The organism is Mesorhizobium sp. W067 (genome assembly GCF_054719525.1).
Map to the genome: position 1 here is coordinate 1,254,935 of NZ_JBTTII010000001.1, position 17,020 is coordinate 1,271,954.

General features: G+C 63.7%; 16 protein-coding genes. 4 read left to right on the forward strand and 12 right to left on the reverse strand.

The annotated features are described in order from the left end of the window. Positions 1–2: 2 nt before the first annotated feature. Both ACYG97_RS06165 and ACYG97_RS06170 read right to left on the reverse strand, forming a co-directional pair. On the reverse strand, positions 3–1,133 hold the full coding sequence (locus ACYG97_RS06165; protein ID WP_023693282.1) for a glycosyltransferase: 1,131 nt from the start codon (positions 1,131–1,133) through the stop codon (positions 3–5). A 7-nt stretch (positions 1,134–1,140) separates the two neighbouring features. Then, positions 1,141–1,704, reverse strand: coding sequence for a polysaccharide biosynthesis/export family protein (locus ACYG97_RS06170; RefSeq protein ID WP_023682330.1), 564 nt, complete (start codon positions 1,702–1,704; stop codon positions 1,141–1,143). 264 nt (positions 1,705–1,968) lie between these two features. Between ACYG97_RS06170 and ACYG97_RS06175 the strand changes: the two genes are divergently transcribed. Next, a complete protein-coding gene (locus tag ACYG97_RS06175) occupies positions 1,969–4,185 on the forward strand; it encodes a GumC family protein (protein ID WP_023734134.1) in 2,217 nt (738 codons plus the stop codon). Positions 4,186–4,283: 98 nt separating this feature from the next. Here ACYG97_RS06175 and ACYG97_RS06180 read toward each other — a convergent pair whose 3' ends face one another. The 6 genes from ACYG97_RS06180 to ACYG97_RS06205 form a co-directional block, all read right to left on the reverse strand. Beyond that, entirely contained in the window at positions 4,284–5,120 is an 837-nt protein-coding gene (locus ACYG97_RS06180) for a GNAT family N-acetyltransferase (RefSeq protein ID WP_050590406.1), read from the reverse strand. A gap of 5 nt (positions 5,121–5,125) precedes the next feature. Further along, positions 5,126–5,872, reverse strand: coding sequence for an aspartate/glutamate racemase family protein (locus ACYG97_RS06185; protein WP_023700526.1), 747 nt, complete (start codon positions 5,870–5,872; stop codon positions 5,126–5,128). Positions 5,873–5,874: 2 nt separating this feature from the next. Next, positions 5,875–6,693, reverse strand: a complete 819-nt coding sequence (locus tag ACYG97_RS06190; protein ID WP_023669394.1) for an ABC transporter permease — start codon at positions 6,691–6,693, stop codon at positions 5,875–5,877. Position 6,694: 1 nt separating this feature from the next. Beyond that, complete coding sequence (locus tag ACYG97_RS06195) at positions 6,695–7,606, reverse strand: ABC transporter permease (protein ID WP_023697429.1); 912 nt, start codon at positions 7,604–7,606, stop codon at positions 6,695–6,697. 237 nt (positions 7,607–7,843) lie between these two features. After that, positions 7,844–9,133, reverse strand: coding sequence for an ABC transporter substrate-binding protein (locus tag ACYG97_RS06200; protein WP_023734132.1), 1,290 nt, complete (start codon positions 9,131–9,133; stop codon positions 7,844–7,846). A 34-nt stretch (positions 9,134–9,167) separates the two neighbouring features. Further along, positions 9,168–10,268 carry an ABC transporter ATP-binding protein gene (locus ACYG97_RS06205; protein ID WP_023734131.1) on the reverse strand — a complete coding sequence of 367 codons (1,101 nt, stop codon included), beginning with the start codon at positions 10,266–10,268 and terminating at the stop codon, positions 9,168–9,170. A gap of 264 nt (positions 10,269–10,532) precedes the next feature. Between ACYG97_RS06205 and ACYG97_RS06210 the strand changes: the two genes are divergently transcribed. Further along, positions 10,533–11,243, forward strand: a complete 711-nt coding sequence (locus tag ACYG97_RS06210) for a GntR family transcriptional regulator (RefSeq protein WP_023669398.1) — start codon at positions 10,533–10,535, stop codon at positions 11,241–11,243. A gap of 3 nt (positions 11,244–11,246) precedes the next feature. Here the strand turns inward: ACYG97_RS06210 and ACYG97_RS06215 are convergent, their stop codons facing one another. Then, positions 11,247–12,476 carry a GNAT family N-acetyltransferase gene (locus tag ACYG97_RS06215; RefSeq protein WP_023734130.1) on the reverse strand — a complete coding sequence of 410 codons (1,230 nt, stop codon included), beginning with the start codon at positions 12,474–12,476 and terminating at the stop codon, positions 11,247–11,249. A 91-nt stretch (positions 12,477–12,567) separates the two neighbouring features. Here ACYG97_RS06215 and ACYG97_RS06220 point away from each other — a divergent pair, with 91 nt between their 5' ends. Beyond that, complete coding sequence (locus ACYG97_RS06220; RefSeq protein ID WP_023734129.1) at positions 12,568–13,626, forward strand: polysaccharide deacetylase family protein; 1,059 nt, start codon at positions 12,568–12,570, stop codon at positions 13,624–13,626. A 15-nt stretch (positions 13,627–13,641) separates the two neighbouring features. Here ACYG97_RS06220 and ACYG97_RS06225 read toward each other — a convergent pair whose 3' ends face one another. Next, positions 13,642–13,857 carry a DUF2842 domain-containing protein gene (locus ACYG97_RS06225; protein ID WP_023669401.1) on the reverse strand — a complete coding sequence of 72 codons (216 nt, stop codon included), beginning with the start codon at positions 13,855–13,857 and terminating at the stop codon, positions 13,642–13,644. 150 nt (positions 13,858–14,007) lie between these two features. Between ACYG97_RS06225 and ACYG97_RS06230 the strand changes: the two genes are divergently transcribed. After that, on the forward strand, positions 14,008–15,132 hold the full coding sequence (locus tag ACYG97_RS06230) for a COX15/CtaA family protein (RefSeq protein WP_023669402.1): 1,125 nt from the start codon (positions 14,008–14,010) through the stop codon (positions 15,130–15,132). Positions 15,133–15,185: 53 nt separating this feature from the next. Here ACYG97_RS06230 and ACYG97_RS06235 read toward each other — a convergent pair whose 3' ends face one another. After that, the gene (locus tag ACYG97_RS06235) at positions 15,186–16,025 is read right to left on the reverse strand and encodes an aminoglycoside phosphotransferase family protein (protein ID WP_023734128.1); all 840 of its coding nucleotides are present in this window, start codon (positions 16,023–16,025) and stop codon (positions 15,186–15,188) included. A gap of 64 nt (positions 16,026–16,089) precedes the next feature. Then, the gene (gene argC, locus ACYG97_RS06240; RefSeq protein ID WP_023682318.1) at positions 16,090–17,016 is read right to left on the reverse strand and encodes an N-acetyl-gamma-glutamyl-phosphate reductase; all 927 of its coding nucleotides are present in this window, start codon (positions 17,014–17,016) and stop codon (positions 16,090–16,092) included. Positions 17,017–17,020: the final 4 nt, after the last annotated feature.

Here is a 17,020-nt window from a genome sequence, read left to right on the forward strand (position 1 = left end):
GTCTATCTGTTGAGCGCGGCGAAATAGGCCTTTTCGATTTCGGCGGCCATCACATCGGCGCCGAATCGCGCCTTGAGGCTGGCGGTATCGGGCATGACGCGCCGGTAGGCGTCGAGATCGCGCAGCGCTTCACCCATCTTGTCGCCGAGTTGGCGCGGATCGGGACGGATCAGGGCAGGGGATCCCTCACCGAAGATTTCGGGAATGCCGCCGACGGCCGTGGCGATCATCGGCCTGCCGGCCGCCAGCGTCTCCAGCACGATATAGGGCATGGCTTCCGCGCGGGAGGGGACGACGACCAGATCGGCCAGCGAAAATGCCTCCCTGGCCGGCATCGGCGGCAAGAAGCGGACCTGTTTTCCGAGGCCCAGCCGTTTCACCTGCGCATGGTAGCGCGGCAGGTCGTCGCCATCGCCGACCATGACCGCGGTCAAGCGGCGCTCAAGCTGGGACCCGGCCAGCACCAGCGCGTCGATGAAAATGTCAGGCCCTTTGAGGTCGCGCATCATGCCGATGTAGAGCAGGTCGGCCGCGTCGGGCTGTGCGACCACCGGTTCGAACTCGGCGGCGCGCAGGCCGTTATAGACCAGCGTGTTCGGGATAGGCGGTTCACCGACCTTCCTGCGATAGGTGCGCCGCTCATAGTCGGAGACGAACAGCAGGCAGTCGGTGAAGCGCGCCATGAAGCGCTCGAGCGCGAAGAACAGCTTCCCGGTCGTCGTCGTTTCATCATAGTGGAGGGAGCCGCCATGCGGCGAATAGAGGCGGGCTACGCGAGACCTTGATACCCGCAACAATGAGCCGAACAGACGGGCATAGGCGCCACCTTTGGCGCCATGTCCGTGCAACACGTCCGGCTGCAATTCCTTGATGATCCTGTAAGTGCGCCAGGCCGAGGCGAAGTCGCCCGGCCCGACATGGCGCTGCATCGGCGTGCGATGGATGCCGAGCGCCAGGCTGTCCTTCATCTGGTCGAACAGGCGTTCCTCGTATTCGCCGCCGGTGGTCGAATCGCAGACGATGCCGACAACATGTCCGGCGGCGAGCTGGGCCTCCGTCAGGTCGCGCACATGCCGGAAGATCCCGCCGACGGGTGAGCGAAAGCAGTGGACGATCCTGAGCTGGTCCGCCACGTTGATGTCAGAACAGGCGTTCGCGAACGTAGACCGTGTCGCCCGGCAGCAGCGGATCGGAGGTAACCACCCGGCCTGTCATCACCTTGCCGTTGATGTCGCGGGTGATGTCGACGCTTTCCTGGTTGGCGCGCGGCGAGAAACCGCCGGCAATCGCGATGGCCTTCTGCACGGTGAGGCCCGGCACGTAGGAATACTGGCCGGCGGCGCCCACTTCGCCCATGACGAAGATCGGCCGGTAGCGATCGATCTCGACCGACACGTCGGGGTCGCGCAGATAGCCTTGGCGCAGTTTGTCGGCGAGCGCTTTTTCCAGCTGCTGGGCCGTGTGGCCGCGCGCCGGCACCGCGCCGACCAGCGGGAAGGACATGTAGCCGGACTGATCGACACTGTAGGTGTTGGTCAGACCGTCCTGTTCGAACACGGTGACGCGGACACGGTCGCCGGCGCCGAGCCGATAGGGCTGGTCGAGTACCTCGTGGAAGGCCGCCGGCGTCGGCCGGTAGCTGGAGCAGCCGGCGAGGATCGACACGGCCAGCAGAGCGCGAAACAGACCAGCAGCGCTTTTCATGATCGGACACACACCTTCGTCGCTATGGCCGCCAGGACACGGCGGCAAACCTTAAGGATCTGGGTTCGTTATCATCCTGTTAGGGTTAATGGCCGGTAAAGGGACGCGGCCGATTTGGCGGCAATCGACAAAAAGCCGTATAGTTTTGCTGGCTTTGTTTACCGGATGTCAGCAAACCCTAACAGCTGCTTACCGCGATCTTAACGGCTGAGTTACCATAGTTGTTTACGCTACCATCTAGCCTCATGTCCGGAGCAGGAATGCATGTCCGACCAGTCCGCGGCCGCAGATGTCGATGTCGACCTGAGACAGCTCTTCGCCAGCCTGGCGCGGAACTGGCTGCGCATTCTTGTGATCACGCTCATCGTCACCGGTCTCGCCTTCGCCTTCGCGTGGCTTGCCACGCCGCATTATAAGGCCACGACGCAGCTGAAAATCCAGTTGAGCGAATCGGCCTATACGCGGCCTGCCGGTACCAATGAAGACGACAAACCTGTGCTCGATGCGGAAGGTGTAGCAACCGAGGTTCAGGTCATTTCCTCGTCCGACATTCTCAAGCAGGTGGCTGCCGACCTTAAGCTGGGCGACAAGCCCGAGTTCAACGATGCGCTCGGCATGTCGCCGGTCACCCGGCTCCTGGTCATTGCCGGGCTGAAGAGCGATCCGGAAGAAATTCCGCTCGAAGAGCGCGTGCTGACGAAGATGCGCGACAAGCTCAATGTTTATGGCGTGGAAAAGACCCGCGTCATCGCCGTCGAATTTTCCTCTGAAGATCCCCAGCTTGCCGCCGACATTCCGAACGCCATTGCTAAGGCCTACCTGGCCTACCAGGCGGATGCCAAGACCAAGTCGAACGCCGCCGCGACCGCCTTCCTCGGGCCGGAAATCGACGATCTGCAGAAGCAGGTCAGGGATGCAGAGGCCAAGGTCGCGGCCTTCCGCTCCGCCCAGTCGGACCTGTTGATGGCTGGCAACAATTCGGTGCTGGCGACGCAGCAATTGTCCGAGCTATCGACCGAACTGTCGCGTGTGCGCGCCAGCCGCGCTTCGGCCGAGGCAACGGCCGAAAGGGTGCGCCAGGCTTTGCAGAATGGCGGTTCGCTGGACGCTGTACCCGAAGTGCTGTCTTCCGATCTGATCCAGCGGCTGCGTGAGCGTCAGATCGAGCTCAGAACCAACATCGCCGATCTTTCCACCACCTTGCTCGACAACCATCCCCGCCTGCGGGCGATGAGGTCGCAGCTTGCCGATCTCGACGGCCAGATCCGCAACGAAGCGCAAAAAATCATGCGCGGTTTGCTGACGCAGGCGCAGACCGCCCAGGCGCGCGAAAACCAGCTGATATCGGACGTCAACAAGCTGAAAGCGGCGTCGTCGCGCGCCGGCGAGGAGCAGGTCCAGCTGGATGCGCTGCAGCGTGAGGCGAACGTCCGGCGCCAGCAGCTCGAATCCTACATGGCGAGCTTTCGCGAAGTGTCCTCGCGCAAAAACTATCTGCCGGTCGATGCCAGCGTGTTTTCCGAGGCGCGCGTGCCATCGGAGCCCTATTTCCCCAAGCTCGTCCCGATCGTCGGCGCTGCCTTCGTCGGCTCGCTGCTGCTGATGTCGGTCATCACGCTTCTGCAGGAGCTGTTTTCCGGCCGCGCCATGCGTCCGGCCCCAGGGGCTCGCTTCGAGCGTATCGAGCAGGTTGCGATGCCGGCAATGTCGGCGCCGGACGTCGACCCGGAACCGGCTCCTGAGGTCGTGGAAGTGGACGATCAGCCGACGACCATGGAGTCTGAACTGGTGCCAGAGCCCGAACCGGCTCCTGCAGTGCAGGAGGACGCAGCGATCGCCGGTTCCGAACCGCAAGCCGAACCTGAACCTGTCCGCTCCAGCCTTGGCGAGATCGATGTCGAGAAGGCGGCGGAGAAGCTGATCGCCGGCGGTGCTGCGCGCGCCATCTTCGTCTCGCCCGAAGGCGATGAGGCCGCGGCCTCGGCAGTGCTGGTAGCGCGCGAAGTCTCCGACGCCGGCCTGCGCGTGTTGCTGCTCGACCTGACCGCATCGGGCGCGGCGTCGCGGCCGATGCTGGACAGCGGACTTTTCCCCGGCATCACCAATCTGCTGGCTTCGGAAGCGCAGTTCAGCGACGTCATTCACGCTGACCTCTATTCCGACTGCCATGTCGTTCCCGTCGGCACCGCCGATCCGGTTCGCGCCATGCGCGCCGCCGACCGGCTGCCGATCATCATGCAGTCGCTGACCACCGCCTATGATCTGGTCATCGTCGAATGCGGACCGGCCGATGCGCAAGGCATCAGCCGACTGGTCGGCGACAGCACCGAGGTCTTCATGTCCATGCTGCAGGCGGACGATGAGGTGGCGCAGGCCGCCGTCGAGCTGATCGAAAGCGGCTATCCCGACCTCACTCTGGTGACGCCGATCGGCCACGAGACGCCGGGTAACCCGGTGCCGGGACGACGTAGCGCCGCCTGAGACATCGGACAATTCAACTTAGGCGGCGCTACTACAGATTGGCTCGTCCATCGCCCGCCGGCTCCCGAAAAACCAAGCCTGTCAGTCGGCGCCGGGATCTACCCCAACTCCAGGGTTGTCACGCCAAATATTCGGCGCGAGTCGACCTTCGGAGGCGGGCCCTTGTACATGCGCGTGGTGGTGAAGGTCGGCCTGAAACCAATTGCTGAAAGCGCCGTGGTGAAATCGAAATTTTCGGCAGGAACGTCGATATGCAGGTCGCCACCTTCGCATGCGGCAGCCAGACTGCCCATGAGCTGCATCGCCGTCTCGGTGTCGTCGGCAAACAGCGGGCCGATCTTGTAACCCGAACGGCAGGGACGAGCCACGGCGTAGCCTATGGTGCCGAGTGAACTGATCGCGGCGAACCCGCAATTCGGCGGCTGCGCCCAGCGGTGCAGGAAGGCTCGTCGAGGCGCGGGGAAACAGCGGGCGTCATAGGCGATGATGTCGGGCACGAGTTGCGTGGTTATCGTGCGCACCCCTTCGCTTCGGACGGGCGGGGTCGCGATACGGCCGCTGAAGCGGATGGTTTCGTACGCCGAGCTGAATCCCGTGCGGCGATAATTCGCCAGCTGCGCGGCGACCCCGTCGAGGCCGACCGTTCGGCCGGCCAGCCTGGCCATGCCCGCATTCCAGACTGCTTTGCCATGGCCTTTGCCGCGCATGTCTGGTCGGCAGATGTAGAGACCGATGAAACCGAAGTTGCCGCCATAGGCGACAGCCGAGATGGCGGCGGTCATCTCGTTGGCGACAAAAGCGCCGATGAACCCTTCAGGATCGGTTGGCCGGAACGCGGCGGCATCATCAAGGCCAGGGTTCCAGCCTTCAGCCGCCGCCCAGTCGATGAGAACGGTCAGTTCCGGCGGAGACAATGCGCGGACGGTAGGCTTCATAGCGTTCACTCCGCGGCGACCACCCCCGGCGAGAAGGATTTCAGCACGCCGCGATAGGGCTTGGCCAGCGGACTGGCATAGGAGCCGCGCTTCGAGGTCGACAGGCCCAATGCGATCAGCGCCTCGGCCTGTTTGAGGGCGGCGCCGACGCCGTCGATGACGGGCAGGTCGAACTCTTGCTGCAACCGGTGTGCCAGGTCGGCCATGCCGGCGCAGCCGAGCACGATGGCCTCGGCGCGGTCTTCCGCTATGGCGCGGGCGATCTCGGCGCGCAGTTTCTCGACAGCGCCGGAAGCAGCGTCTTCAAGCGAGAGTACGGGAATGTCGGCGGCGCGCACGCGGGCACGCCCGGCCATGCCATAGCGCTGCACCAGCCCCTCGACAGGGACACGCGAGCGTTCGGTGGTCGTCACCACTGTGAATCGCTGGGCAATGTAGGAGGCGACACCGAGTGCGGCCTCGCAGATGCCGATGACCGGAATGGAGGCCATGGCGCGTGCCGCATCCAGGCCGGTATCGTCGAAGCAGGCGATGATGGCGGCCTGAGCCCCGGCACGTTCGCCGGCGGCGATCTCCATCAAAAGGCCGGGCACGGCCAATGCCTCGTCATAATAGCCCTCGATCGAGGCCGGGCCCATCGAGGAGGTGACCGCGATCACCTCGGTCCCGGCGCCGGCAACGCCGCGCGCCGCCGCCGCGATCGTCTCGGTCATGCTCGCCGTCGTGTTGGGGTTCACCACCAGTATCTGCACAATCAAACCCTGGCCCGCCTGCGGCCAACATAGAGGATGGCGCCCAGTGTGGCCAGGATCACCAGGAAGGAGAACACGGTGGTCACCGTGCCCAGCGCGTAGAGCACCGGCGTCGTGACATTGGTGGTCATGCCGTAGATCTCGAGCGGCAGCGTGTTGAAGGTGCCCGACGTCATCAGCGTGCGGGCGAACTCGTCATAGGACAGCGTGAAGCCGAACAGGCCGACGCCGATCAGGCTCGGCGCGATCATCGGCAGCACGACATGGGCGAAGGTCTGCCAGGAGTTGGCGCCCAGGTCACGCGCGGCTTCCTCATAGGCGGGCGAGAAGCGGTTGAAGACGGCGAACATGATGAGCACGCCGAAGGGCAAGGTCCAGGTCAGGTGCGCGCCGAAGGCCGATGTGTACCAGGCTGGGCGGAAGCCGACCTGCTGGAAGACGACGCCGATGCCGAGCGAAATGATGATCGAGGGTACTACGAGGCTGGCGACCGCCAGGTAGAACAAAGCGGTGGCGCCACGAAATTTTTGCCGGAAAGCGAGCCCTGCCAGCAGCGACACGACGACGGTGACGATCATCACCATAAGGCCGAGCACGAGCGAGCGCTTGAAGCTGCCGCCGAAATCGCCGACCGCCTGGCGCTCGAACAGATTGGCGAACCAGTGCAGCGACACGCCATTGAGCGGGAAGGTGAGGCCGCCGGTCTCGCCTTGGAAAGAAAGGATCAGGATCGCCGACAGCGGGCCGTAGAGGAACAGCACGAACAGAGTGAAGAAGACCGCAAGCACATAGAATTCGAGGGTGCGTTTTTCGTGGCTCACCTCAAAGCTCCTTGCGGATGTCGACGATGCGCAGGATGCCCGCGACCATCAACAGTACCAACACCAGCAACACTACGGCATTGGCGGCGGCTGCGGGATACTGCAGCAGCGACATCTGGTTCTTCATCATCAGTGCGACCGACGCGCTCTGGCCGCCCGACATCACCTGCACAGTGGAGAAATCGGCCATCACCAGCGTGACGACGAAGATGGTGCCGATCGCCATGCCGGGCTTGGCCAGCGGGATGACGACGTTCCACAAGACCTGCCAGCCGGACGCGCCGGCATCGCGCGCGGCCTCGACCAGCGAGCGGTCGATGCGCATCAACGTGTTGAAGATCGGCGTTACCATGAACAGCGTGTAGAGATGCACCATGGCCAGCACCACGGCGAATTCCGAATAGAGCAGCCATTCGATGGGTTTTGGCACCAGCCCCAATTGCACCAGCGTCGAGTTGATCAACCCGTTGCGGCCAAGCACCGGGATCCACGAGATCATGCGGATGATGTTGGAGGTCAGGAACGGCACCGTGCAGACAAGGAACAGCACCATCTGCATGGCGGTGGTGCGGATATGGAAGGCGAGGAAATAGGCGACCCAGAAGCCGATGAACAAGGTCAGAGCCCAGACGATGGCAGCGAATTTGATGGTGTTGAGATAGGTCTTCCAGGTGACCCATGATCCCAGCACGTCGGAATAGTTCGTCGTCAGGAAATCCGGATACATGGCGGCGAAGTCATAATCCCAGAAGGAGACGACGACGATCATGATGATTGGCAAGAGCAGGAACGCACCGAGGATGAGCGCCAGCGGCGCCGATTGCAAATAGGGCGTGACGGCGCCAAGGGAGACGCGGCGGCGTCTGGCGGGCTTGGCTGCTGCGATGGCGGGGCGTTCGAGCGCGACTGTCATTGGGAAAATCCTCCGCGTGATCGCGATGACTTGCGATCCTTCGCGCCCCCCTCTGTCCTGCCGGACATCTCCCCAACGAGCGGGGAGATCGAACTCTCATAACGGCCTTCGCCAAACTCCAACGTTGCTAACGAAGAGCCGGCCATGACGCTGCCAATCTCCCCCCAAGTGGGGGAGATGTCCGGCAGGACAGAGGGGGGCGCGAAGGATCGCAACATCACAGTGAACGCGTCCGCTCTACGCCGCGATGAATTCGTTCCAGCGCTTCACCATGTAGCGGTCCTCGTCCATGACCGAGTTCCAGCAGGCGACCTTGCCCATGCGCTCTTCGAACGAGCCGCCGTCGCGCACGGCGCCGGCCTTTTCCATGACGGTGCCGTCCGGCGCCTTGATCTCGCCCTTGGCCGGCTTGCCTTCAATCCAGTAGCCCCATTCGTCGTCGGACATGAACTTCTTGGCCGAGACCATATTGGCGGAATAGTAGCCCTGGCGGTTGAGATAGCCGCCGACCCAGCCCGACGTATACCAGTTGATGTATTCGTAGGCCGCGTCGAGTTCGGCGCCCTTGAGATGGGCGGCAAGGCCAAGGCCGCCGCCCCATGAGCGATAGCCCTCCTTGAGCGGCTGGAAGCGGCAGGCGATGCCTTTGGAGCGCACGGCAGCGACGGCCGGCGACCACATAGACTGGATGACCACTTCGCCCGATGCCATCAGGTTGACGCTCTCGTCGAACGACTTCCAGAAGGCGCGGAACTGGCCGGCCTGCTTGGCCTTGATGAGGAAGTCGATCGTCTTGTCGATCTCTTCCTTGGTCATGTTGCCCTTGTCGGCATATTTGATGCTGCCTGTGGCCTCCATGATCATGGCCGCATCCATGATACCGATGGACGGGATGTTGAGGATCGCGGTCTTGCCCTTGAAGGCCGGGTCCATGATGTCGGCCCAGGTGGTGATGTCGCGGCCGACGAGGTCGGGCCGGATGCCTAGCGTATCGGCGTTGTAGATCGTCGGCACCATGGTGAACCACTTGGTCGGCGCCTTGGCGAAGGTCTTTGAGTCCTGCGCTTCGACATAGCCGACCGTGTGCGGCGCGGTGCCCTGGGCAATGACGCTGTCGGGCGTCAGCTTGCCGGTTTTGAACAACGGCACCAGCTCGTCGTAATATTTCAGCTTACTAACATCCATCGGCTGCAGCACGCCGCTCGGGAACACCTTCTTGCAGATCCAGTATTCGATGTCGGCGATGTCATAGCTGTCGGGCTGGGTCACGGCGCGCTGGGCGGCCGCGTCCGAATCGGTCGCCGTCATTTCCAGCGTGATGCCGAGGTCGGCCTTGCACTTGTCGGCGATCGCGTTCAGGTTCGACACGCCGGTGCCGAACTGGCGCAGCGTGATGTTGGACTGCGCCCAGATGGTCGGGAAGCCTGTAATGGCGCCCGAGCCGGCGGCGAGGCCGACGGCGGCGGCACCTGTCTTGAGCAACGAACGGCGCGAAATTCCGGTCTTTGTTTCTACTGGTTTTGTCATTCCTGTTCCCCTGTTTTGTTTTGCTTCGTTGAATTCATGAATGAAGGCGCCCGAGGACGATGGCGTCCTCGGAATCCCAGGCGAGCGGTACGGCGTCGCCAAGGGCGACGGGTTTGGCGAAGAAGTCGGAATCGTCGATGATAACGGTGAAATCGTCGATGCCGCCGCCGGTGGCCGACAGCTTCACCGTGGCGCCGCGATATTCGATGTTGGAGACGATGCCGGTGAAGCCAAGGCCGGGCGAGGGCGCTTCGCCGATGCGCACATGGTCGGTGCGGATGGCAATGTCGATCGGCGTGCCCACCTCCTGGCCCGCCTCCCGGCCTTGCCCGCGGGCGGCGAGCGAGGCGCCACCATTGACGTCGAAGACGACCATGCCGTCGCGCGCGCCGGTGACCCGGCCGGAGATGACATTGTGGTCGCCCATGAAGCGCGCGACGAAGGCGGTGGCCGGCCTTTCGAACACATCTCGCGGCGGCGCCGCCTGTTCGATGCGGCCGTCATTCATCACCACGATCAGGTCCGCCAAGGCCATGGCCTCTTCCTGGCTGTGGGTGACGTGGACGAAAGTGATGCCAAGCGAGGTCTGCAAGTTCTTCAACTCGGCGCGCATGCGTATCTTCAGGAACGGGTCGAGCGCCGACAGCGGCTCGTCGAGCAGCAGCGCCTCGGGATCGGTGATCAGAGCGCGGGCGAGTGCAACACGCTGCTGCTGGCCGCCGGAAAGCTGCGCCGGCCGGCGCGCCGCATAGGCCTCCATCTGCATCAGCTTGAGCATCTCGAGCGCCTTGGCACGGCGCTGCTCCTTGTCGACGCCCTTCATCTTCAGGCTGAAGGCGACATTGTCGACAAGATCGAGATGCGGAAACAGCGCATAGGACTGGAACATCATCGCCGTGCCACGCTTTGCCGGCGGCAGGTCGGTGACGACAATGTTGCCGAGGCGGACATCGCCCGACGAAATGCTTTCGTGGCCGGCGATCATGCGCAGCGTCGAGGTCTTGCCGCAGCCGGAGGGGCCAAGCAGGCAGCAATAGGTGCCTGCCGGTATTTTCAGGCTGATGGCCTCGACGGCAGTCGTCGTTCCGTACACTTTCGAAACGGACACGATGTCGATCTCGGCGGCTTTGGACATTCAGGCTTCCCCGTTTGGTCGCATTAACCAATGCATTATGCGTGCCAATCGGCGGCAATCGGCCCAAGCGTTTGAATCGTCAGCAAAATCGGGGTTCTTGCCCACTGCCTAGCCGGTAGGCTATCTTGTGCATTGCACAAATTATGGGCGATTGTGCGCGATCTGCACAAGAATCGTATGCAATCTTTTTTGGCTTGGTGTCCACTTTGCCTCTCGTGCGCAGGCGACGAGTTGCGCTAGAAGAGGCTGGGAACCATCATCGCCATGAACATTGCCGATCAGATCCATTCCGCCGACAGCGCCAACCAGGATCGCGCCCAGGCGATTCGCGACAATCTGCGGGACGCCATCGTTGACCGTCGGCTGACGCCCGGCACCAAGCTGTCGGAAGGCGAGGTCGGCACGCTGTTCGACGTCTCGCGCACCGTCGCGCGCGCGGCGCTGCAGATGCTGTCCTTCGAGGGGCTGGTGCGTACCGAACGCAACCGTGGCGCCTTCGTCGCCAACCCTTCGCCCGAGGAAGCGCGCCAGGTGTTCGCATCGCGCCGGCTGATCGAGCCGGGCATAGCCATTGCCGCCTGCGGGCGGGTCACAGCGACCGATATCGCTGCGTTCCGCGCGCAGCTCGACGAGGAAGGCCGCTTCATCGCCGAGCGCGGCCCAACCGCGCGGCGCTCCGAAATCAAGGCATCAGGCGATTTCCACCTGCTGCTCGCCTCCGTCGCCGGCAATGCCATCCTGCAGCGCTTCATGGAGGAGCTGGTGGCGCGTTCGTCGCTGGTGATCGCCCTTTACGGACGATCCGGCGTGTCGGCCTGCGGACACAGTGAGCACACGGAAATGGTCGGCGCGCTGGAAAGCGGCGATTGCGGGTTGGTGAGCCGGCTGATGCTGCACCATATCGACCACATCGAGGCAGATCTCGACCTGCGGGTCAGGGCCGGCCCGGCGCTCCGCGAAGCGCTCAATTTCTGAACGCTAGTTTTCGTCGTCCGCGGGAGCGGGCGCTGCCTGTCCGACGGCCTTGCGGCGCAGCATCTTGGTCAGCTTCCAGACCGTCGGGTTGTTCTTGATGAAGGCTTTCGCCCGTGCGCCCTGCCGCAGCGCCGACGCCAGGGCGCGTCCCTTCAGCGTCAGGGGCGCCAGCACCTCGAAATGCCTGGTCTCGATATCGCACCAGAGCCGCTTGTAGGGCTCGTCGCCGACCGAGAAATCATAGACATCGAAGCCTGTTTGGCAGGCTTCCTCGATGATGTCGAAGAAAAGGAAATCGCCGGGGCTGGTGTGGCCGAGATCGTCCTCGGCGATGGCGCCGAATTCGCAGATCAGGCGTTTGCCCGAGCGGCTCGAGCCGGTGATTGCGCGCAGCTTGCCGGCCACTTCGAGCCCATGCAGCACAAAGGCCGGTTTCTCCTCGGCCAGCGCGCCGGCGAAGAGGGCACGGAAGAAAGCCCGCACCTCCGGCTCGCCGAAGACATTGGCGATGCCCATCTTGGCGAAGCGGAACTCCTTCATCTCGAAGAAAGCGTCGAGCAGCCGGTTCACCTCTTCGGGTGTCTGCGCCTCGATGCGGCGATGAACGCCGACCGCCTCGAACTTGCGTGTCTGCGAACGGTGCTTCTTGCGCTTGCGCTTGCCGCCCACACGCGACAGCAGCGCATCGAAACCACCGTCGAGATTGACGGCGAGCGACAGGTTTGGGCTCGGAAAGTTGGAGAACGCCGCCAGCGGATTGGCAACGCCATCGAGGTCGGGCAGCAGCCTTTCCAAGGCAACGAGATCGATGTCGGGACGCGCCTTGCCGATCGCCGTCACCAGCCTGCGGATCCCCCCAGCATCTGCCTTTGCCAGCCATGCCGGATCGGCGGCGGCGAAATTGCCGTTGGCATGGCGCCCGCCCATGAAGCGGGCGACGCGGAATGGACCAGTTCGCGTGATTTCCAGTGCCAGTGCAAAGACCGGCCTGTCCTCGATTGTCAGCGTGGCGACGACCGCATCGGGATTGGCCTGCGCCGTCCAGGCACGAACCCAGGCCGCGCTTTGCGCCGGCGCAAACAGCGCCGAACGGCAGAATTCGCCGTAAGAGGCGAGCGCGGCAGCATCTGCGATCGACACCGACAGACTGGTCTGGTCGGCAGCCGGCGTGCGCGCAGACGCCTTGCTTGCGGCGAGCCGATTGCCGTCAAATGACGCGGTGGCGTCAACCATACCTCAATCCTTAAGGCGTATTCGTCGCGATCAGGAGTTCGCGTCGGCGCGTTCCGTGCTTGGATCGAGCCTAGGCGCAAAAGGTGAATGAATGATCGACGGTGGTGAGGCAGTTCGGAAACTGGCGCTTAATATCGCCCGCTTTACCGGCCTTGCACCGCTGGCCAAGCCGTTTGTCGGCGGCATTGGCGCCATCCTCATGTTGCATCGGGTCACCGCCACGCCGGAGAAGCCGGACGGCGTTAACCGCCACCTCAACATCGCCCCGCGATTCCTCGACGCTCTCGTCGCCGACATGAAGTCGAGGGGCTATGCCTTCGTCACCCTCGACGAGGCGATCGAGCGCATCAAGGCCGGCGGCAAGGACGGCCAGTTCGCCACCATCACCGCCGACGACGCCTATCGCGACAACATGACCGAAGCGCTGCCAGTGCTCGAAAAGCACGACGCGCCGATCACCATCTATGTCGCGCCGGGTCTGATCGACGGCAGCGCCGATTTATGGTGGGACGTGGTCGAGGATATCGTCAACGCGCGGGAGCGTTTGACGCTGGCGACTCCGAAGGGGCCGGTGACCATAGACTGCTCGACCCACGGCAAGAAACTCCACGCCAATGCGCGTCTGCATGCCTATCTGACGCTCGAGGTGCGCGAGGAGGATCAGCGCGCCGTGCTGCGCGATCTGGCGCACTCGAACGGCATCGACCTCGATGGCTTGCGCCCAAGCACGCTGATGACTTGGGACGATATCCGCGCCGTGGCCGGGCACAGGCTGGTCACGATCGGCGCGCATACGGTCAACCACCGCAATCTGAAGCGGCTCGACGAAGCCAATGCGCGCCATGAGATCGTCGACGTCAGGCGCCAACTGCAGGCGCAGCTCGGCGAAGACCCCCGTCATCTCGCTTACCCCTATGGTTTCGCCAGCGCTGTCGGCTGCCGCGAAGTGGGCTTTGCCCGCGACGCCGGCTACGCCTCGGCGGTGACCACTCGCCACGGCGTGCTGCACGCCGAGCACGCCGGCTTCCTGCACGCGCTGCCGCGCATTTCGATCAACGGCCGCTACCAGAGCGTCGCCCATATCCGCACGATGTTGTCGGGCGTGACGACGCCGCTGGCCAATGCCGGCAAAATGGTCGTCACCATCTAACCTGGGTCGGGCGCTTCAGCCTTTCGGCGGCGGCTCCAGGATCAGCCATTTGATGATGCCCATCGCAGGCAGCACCCAGAACAGGCCGCTGAACAGGAAGAACAGGAAATGCACCAGCGGGCTGGATTGCGACAGCTGCGCGACCGCTATGATCGACGCGACCAGCGCATAGATGATGACCAGCGCCACCAGCAGGAAAGTTCCGATCAGCTTTTTCAGGCGGATGGGCATGAGCGTTCTCGTTGATCGCCTCCGCTTAGGCCCAACCGCGCGCCTGTGCAACCCGGGAGATGCGGCGCGACGGCGTGCCGCGCCGTCCGGTCTTGTCAGCCGGGTTGCGATGGTTCACCAATCCGCCACGTCAACCTGCCGGGACCAACCATGGCCGCCATATCAGCCGCCGCGCCTTACATTGACCGCGATCGCGACTTGAAAAATCGGGCGCTGGTGCGCGGCTGGCTGTATGTCGTGCTTCTGGTGCTGTTTGCGCTGGTGCTGGTCGGCGGCGCCACCAGGCTCACCAATTCCGGCCTGTCGATCACCGAGTGGAAGCCGATCCACGGTGTGATACCGCCGCTCAATGACGCGGAGTGGCAGGAGGAATTCCAGCTTTATCAAAAGATTCCGCAATATGCCGAGCTCAACAAGGGCATGAGCCTGGACGCCTTCAAATCGATCTTCTGGTGGGAATGGGCGCACCGCATCCTGGCGCGCAGTGTCGGCCTGGTCTTCGGCCTGCCGTTGCTGGTCTTGTGGGCGACGCGCCGCATCGAGCGCGGCCTTGGGCCAAAGCTGGTCGGTATTCTGCTGCTTGGTGGCCTGCAAGGCGCCATCGGCTGGTGGATGGTGGCCTCCGGCCTGGTCGACCGCGTCTCCGTCAGCCAGTACCGGCTGGCGACGCATTTGACGCTTGCCGCCCTGATCTTCACTGCCACCATGGTGGTCGCGCGCGGGCTGGCGCCGCATTCGGAGCCTGCCGCCGGCCGGTCGACGCAAAGACTGGCCGGTTTCATCGTGCTGCTGGCGCTGGTCCAGATCTATCTCGGCGGGCTGGTCGCAGGGCTCGACGCCGGCCTGAGCTACAACACCTGGCCGCTGATGGACGGCAAGATCATCCCCGGCGAGCTGCTGCTGCTCGAACCGGCCTGGCGCAATTTCTTCGAGAACCCGAAGACGGTGCAGTTCGTCCACCGGCTCGGCGCCTATACGGTCTTTGCCATCGCGCTCTGGCATATGATAGCGACGCGCCGGCGGCTGCCGGGCACGACACACGCACGCCGCGCAACGCTGCTGTTTCTGCTGGTGCTGGTGCAGGCCTCGATCGGCATCGGCACGCTGCTGATGCAGGTGCCGCTGCACATGGCGCTGACCCATCAGGCCTTCGCGCTGGTCCTGCTGGGATTTGCCGCCGCCCACTGGCGCGGCAACAAGGGCGCCTATCCACTGCCAACGCGGCCGCCCATGAACGCAGGTACATCGTCTACGGTGTCTTGGCCGTCGCAATAATCTATTTCGCGAACGAACTGCCTCGCTACGTCTAACGCGCGAGGCTGCGCCGGTCAGAAGCTGAGCCGCACCTTTCGGATCACTCCCGCAACCGACAGCTCGCGGTTCTCGTCGACCGCATTCTCGTCCTCATGATGCCATGCGGCCGACAGGCAGCCATAGGCGATGGCATGGTCGAGAATGGCAGCCGGCGTCTGGCCGAGTGTCCTGGCGAAGATCTCAGCCATATGCGCGATGCGCTCGGGATCGAGGCAGAGGTCGTCGCGCCCCAGTGGGTTGTAGAACAGATTGGCGGCGTCGAAGCCGGGATCGCCGAGCACGCCCTTCGGGTCGATCGCCAGCCAGCCGCGCGCACCGTGCAAAATGTTGTCGTGATGCAGGTCGCCATGCAGCGGCTTGACCGCATGCGGGGCATCGAGCAGCCGGTCCGCGATTTCGGCGGCCTCGATATAGAGGCTGTGCTCTCCGGCGTCGCGATCGGCTCCGGCCTTTTTGAACAGGCTGGCAAACCGTGTCCGCAGCGGCTGCAGGTCCGGCGGGGCAGGGTGTCTTGAGGGCGAGAACAGTCTCCCCATCAACTCGGCCGCGATTGCGGTCGCGGCGTTGTCGCCTTCCTTGGCCAGAACTTCGGAAAGCAGGGTGTCACCGGCATATTCCAGCAGCATGCGGTGGCCGTCCCGGCCAAGCAGCCGCACCGCGCCTTCGCCGCGCCGCCATGCGAGATAGTGCTCGCCGCGCAACTCGTCCTCGACATCGTCGAATGGTTTGAGCGCCTTGACGATGGCCGGCGAGCCGTCCTCACGCCGCACCTTCCAGATGCGGCTCGAAAACGTCTCGGCAATGAGCTCGGGCGCGCTGATCTTCCAGCGCTTTGGAAATGCAGGCGCGTCCATTCAGAGCGTGATGCCGAAAAGTGTTAAGCGGTTTTCGGGCGACAGAATGCTCTCTCCAACTGAATTAAAGGCCGAGCATCAGATCCATGTTCTGAACGGCAGCACCCGAGGCGCCCTTTCCGAGATTGTCATAGACCGCAATCAGCAGCGCCTGCGCCCGGTCGTCATTGGCAAAGACATAGACCTTCATGCGGTTGGTGCCGTTATAGACCTCGGGATTGATCTCGGGCAGGCGCTCCACGTGCTCGTAAGGAGCTACCTCGACCACGCCGCCCTTGATGGCGGCAAAATGGTCGGCGATTGCCGCGTGCAGTTCGGCGCCGGCCGGCACATGGTCGAGCCCGCCGAGCTGCAGCGGCACCACTGTGATCATGCCTTGGGCGAAATTGCCGACCGCCGGCTGCATGATCGGATCGTGCGACAGCTTCGCATAGGTGCGCAGCTCCGGCACATGCTTGTGCTGCAGGGTCAGCCCATAGACCTGGAATTCAGAGGCATCCTCGCCCTTGGCGACATAGTCCTCGATCATCGGCCGGCCGCCGCCCGAATAGCCCGAAATGCCATTGACCGTGATCGGGAAATCCGCCGGCAGCAGACCGGCAGCGACCAGCGGCCGCAGCGTCGCGATCGGCCCTTGCGGCCAGCAGCCGGGATTGGCGACGCGTTTCGCATTGGCGATGATCCTGGCCTGATCCTTGTCCAGCTCGGCAAAGCCATATTCCCAGCCCTCGGCGACGCGATGCGCCGTGGAGGCGTCGATCACCTTGGTGGTGTCGTTGGCAATCAGCGACACGCTTTCCTTGGCAGCCGCATCCGGCAGGCACAGGATGGCGACATCGGCGGCATTGAGGAACTCGGCGCGCGCCGCCGTTTCCTTGCGGCGCTCGGCCGGGATCGAGATGATCTCGAGGTCGCCGCGCTCGGCCAGCAGCGCCCGGATCTGCAGGCCGGTGGTGCCGTGTTCGCCATCGATGAAGATTTTCGGTTTCATGTGC

Coding starts and splice junctions, on each gene's coding strand:
- ACYG97_RS06170 (WP_023682330.1), bottom strand. CDS start 1,704: ATGAAAAGCGCTGCTGGTCTGTTTCGCGCTCTGCTGGCCGTGTCGATC.
- ACYG97_RS06175 (WP_023734134.1), top strand. CDS start 1,969: ATGTCCGACCAGTCCGCGGCCGCAGATGTCGATGTCGACCTGAGACAG.
- ACYG97_RS06180 (WP_050590406.1), bottom strand. CDS start 5,120: ATGAAGCCTACCGTCCGCGCATTGTCTCCGCCGGAACTGACCGTTCTC.
- ACYG97_RS06195 (WP_023697429.1), bottom strand. CDS start 7,606: ATGACAGTCGCGCTCGAACGCCCCGCCATCGCAGCAGCCAAGCCCGCC.
- ACYG97_RS06200 (WP_023734132.1), bottom strand. CDS start 9,133: ATGACAAAACCAGTAGAAACAAAGACCGGAATTTCGCGCCGTTCGTTG.
- ACYG97_RS06205 (WP_023734131.1), bottom strand. CDS start 10,268: ATGTCCAAAGCCGCCGAGATCGACATCGTGTCCGTTTCGAAAGTGTAC.
- ACYG97_RS06210 (WP_023669398.1), top strand. CDS start 10,533: ATGAACATTGCCGATCAGATCCATTCCGCCGACAGCGCCAACCAGGAT.
- ACYG97_RS06215 (WP_023734130.1), bottom strand. CDS start 12,476: ATGGTTGACGCCACCGCGTCATTTGACGGCAATCGGCTCGCCGCAAGC.
- ACYG97_RS06220 (WP_023734129.1), top strand. CDS start 12,568: ATGATCGACGGTGGTGAGGCAGTTCGGAAACTGGCGCTTAATATCGCC.
- ACYG97_RS06225 (WP_023669401.1), bottom strand. CDS start 13,857: ATGCCCATCCGCCTGAAAAAGCTGATCGGAACTTTCCTGCTGGTGGCG.
- ACYG97_RS06230 (WP_023669402.1), top strand. CDS start 14,008: ATGGCCGCCATATCAGCCGCCGCGCCTTACATTGACCGCGATCGCGAC.
- ACYG97_RS06235 (WP_023734128.1), bottom strand. CDS start 16,025: ATGGACGCGCCTGCATTTCCAAAGCGCTGGAAGATCAGCGCGCCCGAG.
- argC (WP_023682318.1), bottom strand. CDS start 17,016: ATGAAACCGAAAATCTTCATCGATGGCGAACACGGCACCACCGGCCTG.